The sequence below is a fragment of the Klebsiella sp. CN_Kp113 genome (genome assembly GCF_040064585.1).
GTDB lineage: Bacteria > Pseudomonadota > Gammaproteobacteria > Enterobacterales > Enterobacteriaceae > Klebsiella > Klebsiella michiganensis.
The window spans coordinates 21,301-28,291 of sequence record NZ_JBEAID010000049.1; the positions used below are offsets into that span (position 1 = coordinate 21,301).

The following is a 6,991-nucleotide window of genomic DNA, read 5'->3' on the forward strand; positions in this document are numbered from 1 at the left end:
ACTCACTTTCCGTTCACCATTGAACATTGGCTGGCGCCTTTTTAACATCATGCGGGCCTGAATCCCAGATAGATTTGTGAGTAGCTGTTCTAATTTGAATTAATAATTTCCGCTGTTCGCTCAAAGCAGCCTTTGTATCAGCCAGCTATGGCTGAGTGTCAGGAATGGAAGTTGCTACCGTTAGTTTTTATTAATTAACGGGTAGAAGGTCATGGGTGAATAATAAAAATGACAAGCAACTTCGTTGATTCGGAGCTTGCCACTTTAGTTAACATATATCTTAAAAGTTTTTAGCCTTTCGCTTCTTCGAGGTCATCAGTATTCACCCCTTCTACCTTAGATTTAAAGTAAAGTTCAACTTCCTCCAAACTCTTGCCACCAGTTTCTGGAACAAAGAAGCTGAATATGGTGTAAGCTATGCATATTGCAGAAAAAATCCAGAATGTTGTCGACGCCCCCAATCCGTTTAACATCGGCAGAGAGAATATAGCGATGACTAAGTTAGTGGAAAATATGACAAAGATTGACAAACTCGTCGCCTTAGCTCTGGCTCTTAAAGGTGCGATTTCTGAAATAATCAAGAAACCTAACATGCCAGGACTAATTGCATACATGATGATGTAAAAGACTAAAGAACTAAATGCAAGCCAGTTGCTTCCGGGGAATGCAGGAATAGAGAATATAACCGCAAGAATAACCAGGCTAACCGTCAAACCGATAGCACCCAGAATCAGCAATGGACGTCTACCAACTTTCTCGATGATTAGCATGCCAACAATAGTAAACAGAACATTTGTAATTCCAAGCCCAAAAGTACCAATCCATGATGCCGAGGAAGTAAACCCACTGGACTGGAGGATTTGAGGAGCAAAGTAGATAACCAAATTTATGCCGCAAGCATTGGAGAAGAATGCAACCAACACCCCGATAGCAATCATTGGTCTGACATGCCCCCTGAAAAGGTCACGCCAAAGCATATCCACACTTTCAATAGTGTTCAGCCGTTCTGTTTCATTGATTTCTTTATCGACATCGCTGATCCCACGCAATTTTATTAATGTATGCTTCGCTGTATCTTTACGGTTTGTCGCAATTAACCAGCGAGGGGATTCCGTTACAAACATGACGCCTATTGCAAGAATTACGCCCAGGACGCCAGCAATCCCAACTGGCATACGCCATTCAGCATAGCTATCTGCGACCATGTTTACACCGTAAGCCATGACAATACCAACGGTGATCATCAGCTGAAATGAGGTGACGAGAACACCACGAATTTTAGCAGGCGAAAGCTCAGCGATATACACGGGTACAAGTACGGATGAAGCACCAACACCAATCCCCTGAAGTATACGCGCAAAGATGAGCAGCTCGATGCTGTTACTAAACCCTGAAATCGCAGCACCTGCTGCAAAGCAAAGACCCGAAGCCAGTAGGTTAATTTTGCGACCATATTTATCAGCAAGCGGGCCTGCGGCAAGAGAGCCCAACATCGCGCCGAGGAGTGACATGCTTACAACAATGCCTTGCATAAGGTCGTTGATCTGAAACTCTTTACCAATAAGAGGGATTACTCCTCCTATAATTCCCGTGTCATAACCAAATATAATTCCTCCTATGGAAGATATTATGACCGACATGATAATAAATATGCTTGTTTTTTTTCCACGATGACTGCTTGAGACTTCTTTGCTTTTTAATTGCCCCATGATGCCCACCCGTCTGTCATTTATAATTAACTAAGTTCAGGAATAACGATTGCTCCGAGAGCCCCAGCAGTATCACCTAATTCTGATGGCACAATTTTCATGTTAATTTCATACGCATCTGCACGCGTGAGAGATTCTTCCAATCCTTCTTTGAACAATGGATAATAATGAGCAGCGCTTCCACTCAGGATGGTGAGATCTGGGCCATATAATGTCAGTAGCGTTACCAGACCTCTTCCAAGATAATTTCCATAACGATGAAATACGCTCGCGATATCTTCTCTTTCTTTGGCCATCTCTTTATAAAAATTGATATCCTTTTTTTCAAAAGGATGTTCAGGCAGTAGCGTTTCTAAGTTTTGCTGGAGCCATGTTCTTGACGCAAGCATTTCCCAACACCCTCGTAAACCGCAATAACAAGTTGTTGGGTTACCTGAGACAGGAATATGTCCTGCCTCAGGATGTTGACCATCACTGGTGCGGAAAGGTTTTCCGTTATCAAGCAAAGCAACACCGATACCGGTCCCAAGCGTAACCATTAAAAGCCGTTTGCTATTCTTTCCTGCACCAAAATAATACTCGCCAAGTACAGCAGCAACCGCGTCATTATCTATGCCGACTTCTACATTGAGTAATTTTTTTAACTCATCAACCAAAGGGAAAAAAGAAAAACATTCAAGAGTATCTTTGTTATTAATAATTCCTGAACTCGTATCTACAGGTCCACTTGCACCTATTCCCAAGCTAACCAGTTTCGTTCCCTCAGGAATTAAAGAGAGGATGTATGAGGCCAGAAGCTCGGAGCGCTGTTCCTGTTCAACCACATTAAATAAAGCCGTAGGAATGGTTTTAGTGCTCAGAGTGCCCTCTTCACCGTGAATAATGATGCGAGTACCGGTTCCTCCGATATCGACACCAGCTTGTACCATTTTGATTAATTCTGTCATACCGCCACCGTGATTTTTTGACCGAACAGGAACTGCCCTGGTACAAAACCATTCTGTTCGGCTAATTCAACAGTCAGCTGTTCGATGTAAATAAAGCCACACAGCAGTTGGCACAATTCGTTACCTTCAGGAACGGAAAGCAGCGTTGATCCTGCAAAAGCTGCTTCGCCAATAGTGACGACGCTCGTGCCATTCGCCACCATTTCTGCAGACAGGCGCTCCAGAGTCTCATCGCCCGGCTTTCCAAGGAGAATGGCAAGCATTCCTTTACCAGACGTTTCCAAAGGACCATGACGAAACTCTCCGCCAACAAAACCTTCCGCGCTAACTTTTGAAGCTTCCTTAGTGATCAGTGCCCCGGTCAGCGCACTTGAGGCGTATGAGCCGGTGCCAATATATGCGACGCGTTGGTGCGTATGGCTAAAAAGAGATTCTGCCATCCCCGCAACATGCTGATTAGCAGCCAGAAGAGAACGGATTACCGGAACGATGTTTTTAACGGTGCTGCAAATTACATGCTCATCCTCATCAAGCAAAACAGCCAGAGCACGGTGACTGGCGATCAAGGTATTGAGATAGCTTTTTGAGCTTACAGTCGCTTCGTCACCGCTGTTGAGTGAGATGAGAATGTCAGCCTTTTTACCCAATACACTATTTGGATCATTGGTTAATCCAATAAGCGTGCGTGGTTGAATACCTTGCTCAAGCAGCGCAACAATTTCACCGCTCATGCCTGATTGAGATGTAGCCCACAAAAGCGTATTTTCAGTTACCAGTGAAGGCATATCCAACAGCCGGCCTGCATCTATTCTCCATACCGGATATCCCCTGGCAGCAAGCGCTCTCTCAATAGGGATCAGACCATAGTCAGAAGACCCCATACCGGTCAGGATGATTCGGTCATAACTATCTAATTTTAAGGACTTCAGCCCTTCCGGCAACGGCGTATTGAGTTGAGCAAGAGCGGCTTCTGGTTGCATTGAGATGTCGTTTTCGTATGGGGTTTTCATAGCATTCTCGTCATTAGGTTAGAAAAACACCTACAACGTACATGCACGATATCGTGCGTGTCAATGCACGATATCGTTTGTGTGACAGTAATATTACTTTTTGCTTATGGTTGACGTTGTTGATGTAACTAGATGAATAGATTATCATTTTGAATGAGTGTTTAAATTAAAGACGCTTTGCACACATCTGTGAGAGGAAGACGAATGCTTGCACCTGAGAGACGGGAAAAAATTCTTTCCATGCTAGTTTCAAATGGTTATCTGAATGCCAATCAATTAGCAGATTTATTTGAGGTGGATAGCTCAACGATCCGTAGGGATCTAATGTACCTTGAGAAAGGGCGGAAGATAGTCAGGACGCATGGTGGCGTATTGCCGGTATTGTCATCTGAAGGGCAAGACACGCCTTACAGCATTCGTCGTGGCAGAAACCATGAGCAGAAGGTGTCAATTGGCGCTTTTGCGGCTTCACTGATAGCTGACGGTGACTCAGTTATTCTGGACAATGGCTCAACGGTTTATGAGCTCGCTGCGTGTTTGATATACAAAAAAGATCTGACAGTTATCACGAACGATCTCAATATCGCTATGCTACTGAGCCAATATCCCGCGATAAATCTGAACGTGACGGGTGGAGTTGTTGTTGGGAACTCATATACCCTTGTAGGACCCGATGCCACGAGGAAATTCAGCGAAGTTCATGCCGACTGGGCATTTCTCGGTGCTGAAGGGGTGCATCCTGAAGCGGGGATCACTAATATCAATGCAATTGAAATCCCCACTAAGAAAGCCATTCTGAATTCGGCGACTAAACGCGTTGTATTGGCTGATACAACAAAAATAGGATATCGGGCGCTTTCACACGTCTGTAGTATCTCTGATATAGACATGATAATAACCGATACGAAAAAGAAAGATAAAACAGACTCGTTATACGATGGGAAAATTAAATACGCCAGCGTGTGAATTTACACCTAGAATCGACTCGAATCTCAATGGATAAGGTTATTTAAGTCATTAGCTGTTGATTTTTTCATTTAATGAAAGTTAAAGATTAAAAAGCCTGCTAATGAAATAACAGGCTTTAATTGTTGATGCTGGGTCATAGTGGAATGGTATCGAGTGAGACTGTAATTAAAATTGTGTAATTGCCTGATTTTGATATGTTCACTCCGGTAACGGAGACAGGCAATTATGGACGAAAAGAAACTCAAAGCCCTTGCGGCTGAACTGGCTAAAGGCCTTAAAACCGAAGCCGATCTCAATGCTTTTTCCCGCGTGTTGACGAAACTTACCGTCGAAACGGCGCTCAATGCGGAGCTGACTGACCACCTTGGGCATGAGAAAGATGCGCCCAAAAGAGTCTCAAACACCCGCAATGGCTACTCGTCAAAAACGGTGTTATGCGATGACGGCGAGATCGAACTGAACACGCCGCGTGACCGTGAAAACACCTTATAACCGGAACTGATTAAGAAGCACCAGACGCGCATTACGCAGATGGACAGCCAGATTTTATCCCTCTACGCCAAAGGCATGACTACCCGCGAAATCGTCGCAACCTTCAAAGAGATGTACGACGCAGATGTCTCACCCGCGCTGATATCTAAAGTCACCGACGCCGTAAAAGAGCAGGCCACTGAGTGGCAAAACCGGCAGCTGGATGCTCTGTATCCCATTGTTTATATCGAATGTATTGTTGTCAAGGTTCGTCAGAATGGCAGTGTGATAAACAAAGCTGTTTTCCTTGCGCTGGGGATCAATACCGAAGGCCAGAAAGAGTTGCTGGGCATGTGACAGGCCGAAAATGAAGGCCTTCAGGACATCCTGATTGCTTGTGTGGATGGTCTGAAGGGCTTCCCGGATGCGATAAACAGCGTCTTCCCGCAACCCCATATCCAGCTGTGCATTATCCATATGGTGCGTAACAGTCTGAAATACTTAGCCAGGAAAGACTACAAAGCCGTCACCAGCGGACTGAAAGCGGTTTATCAGGCCCCGACCGAGGAGGTGGCTCTGATGGGGCTGGATGCCTTCGCGGGAGAGTGGGACGACAAGTATCCACAAATCAGCAAAAGCTGGCGTGCGCACTGGGAAAACCTGAATACGTTATTCAGCTATCCGCCGGGCCATTTACACCACAAATGCCATAGAATCGCTGAATAGCGTGATCCGTGCGGCCATAAAAAAACGCAAAGTGTTCCCGACGGACGACTCGGTACGGAAAGTTGTTTATCTGGCGATCAAGGATGCGTCAAAAAAATGGAGTATGCCGGTCCAGAACTGGCGGCTGGCAATAAGTCGTTTTATTATCGAGTTCGGTGACCGCCCGAGCGATCACCTTTAATACGGTGGCTGTTACACAGAATTATAGGCAGGCTCTATCGGGTCCTTAGACTTCTTGTATGCTCAAAATCTAAGGCAGATTTCTCTATGGGCTTGGTGTCACTCCAACCATTAGCAATGAGTAATGATAGCGAACTTCCGCTTTTCGCTTAAAACTGCCCGTCATGCCAGTTCAAAAAACAGGCTTAACGTAGGATAGTCACTCCCTCCTTCCCGGTACTATGCTGAGGACAGGCTTACAGTCGGAGAACCATCATGGAAAACATTGCGCTCATTGGTATCGATCTGGGTAAAAATTCCTTCCATATTGGATCGCCACGGCAAAGCTGTTTATCGTAAAAAGTACACCAGACCAAAGCTAATCGAATTTCTGGCAACATGTCCGGCCACGACTATCGCAATGGAAGCCTGCGGCGGCTCTCATTTCATGGCGCGAAAGTTAACCGCGCTTGGGCATATTCCAAAACTGATATCGCCACAATTTGTCCGTCCATTCGTTAAAACCAATAAAAACGACTTTGTCGATGCCGAAGCCATCTGCGAGGCTGCATCTCGTCCATCAATGCGTTTCGTTCAACCCCGTTCGGAATCTCAACAGGCAATGCGGGCTCTGCATCGCGTTCGTGAATCTCTCGTTCAGGATAAGGTTAAAACAACCAATCAGATGCATGCTTTTCTGCTGGAATTTGGTATCAGTATGCCGCGCGGCGCTGCCGTTGCTAGCCGGCTGAGCACTATTCTCGAGGATATTGACTTCCCTCAATATCTCAGCCAGTTATTACTGAAATTACAACAGCATTATCATTACCTTGTTGAACAAATTAAAGATCTGGAATCTCAGTTGAAACGAATACTGGACAAGGATTAAGTCGGGAAACGTTTACTGAGCATTCCCTGCGTAGGAACGCTAACGGCCAGTACCATTTTGAATCGCCACGGGTTTAACAGACACCTCAGAGTCATTTAAGATGGCTTAAAG

The 6,991-nt window shown here is 45.2% G+C and carries 4 protein-coding genes and 2 pseudogenes; 3 read left to right on the forward strand and 3 right to left on the reverse strand.

Going from position 1 to position 6,991, the window contains the following annotated elements:
* Positions 1-290: 290 nt before the first annotated feature.
* The 3 genes from ABLV30_RS25945 to ABLV30_RS25955 are packed head-to-tail and all read right to left on the reverse strand — an operon-like array spanning position 291 to position 3,666.
* Complete coding sequence (locus tag ABLV30_RS25945) at positions 291-1,709, reverse strand: sugar porter family MFS transporter (protein ID WP_224326237.1); 1,419 nt, start codon at positions 1,707-1,709, stop codon at positions 291-293.
* Positions 1,710-1,735: 26 nt separating this feature from the next.
* Positions 1,736-2,656: an ROK family protein gene (locus tag ABLV30_RS25950; RefSeq protein WP_003031933.1), complete on the reverse strand. Its 921-nt coding sequence runs from the start codon at positions 2,654-2,656 to the stop codon at positions 1,736-1,738.
* Positions 2,653-3,666, reverse strand: coding sequence for an SIS domain-containing protein (locus tag ABLV30_RS25955; protein WP_064169714.1), 1,014 nt, complete (start codon positions 3,664-3,666; stop codon positions 2,653-2,655). Before ABLV30_RS25955 ends, ABLV30_RS25950 begins: the two co-directional genes overlap by 4 nt.
* Before the next feature lie 204 nt (positions 3,667-3,870).
* Here ABLV30_RS25955 and ABLV30_RS25960 point away from each other — a divergent pair, with 204 nt between their 5' ends.
* The 3 genes and pseudogenes from ABLV30_RS25960 to ABLV30_RS25970 form a co-directional block, all read left to right on the forward strand.
* Positions 3,871-4,632, forward strand: a complete 762-nt coding sequence (locus ABLV30_RS25960; RefSeq protein WP_003031936.1) for a DeoR/GlpR family DNA-binding transcription regulator — start codon at positions 3,871-3,873, stop codon at positions 4,630-4,632.
* 228 nt (positions 4,633-4,860) lie between these two features.
* Positions 4,861-6,013: pseudogene (locus tag ABLV30_RS25965) on the forward strand (IS256 family transposase).
* 254 nt (positions 6,014-6,267) lie between these two features.
* Positions 6,268-6,877, forward strand: a pseudogene (locus ABLV30_RS25970) (IS110 family transposase); the annotation flags it as partial.
* Between the last annotated feature and the right edge of the window lie 114 nt (positions 6,878-6,991).

Excerpts from the sequence above, each read along its gene's own strand:
- ABLV30_RS25945 (WP_224326237.1), bottom strand. The coding sequence starts at position 1,709 with ATGGGGCAATTAAAAAGCAAAGAAGTCTCAAGCAGTCATCGTGGAAAA.
- ABLV30_RS25950 (WP_003031933.1), bottom strand. The coding sequence starts at position 2,656 with ATGACAGAATTAATCAAAATGGTACAAGCTGGTGTCGATATCGGAGGA.
- ABLV30_RS25955 (WP_064169714.1), bottom strand. The coding sequence starts at position 3,666 with ATGAAAACCCCATACGAAAACGACATCTCAATGCAACCAGAAGCCGCT.
- ABLV30_RS25960 (WP_003031936.1), top strand. The coding sequence starts at position 3,871 with ATGCTTGCACCTGAGAGACGGGAAAAAATTCTTTCCATGCTAGTTTCA.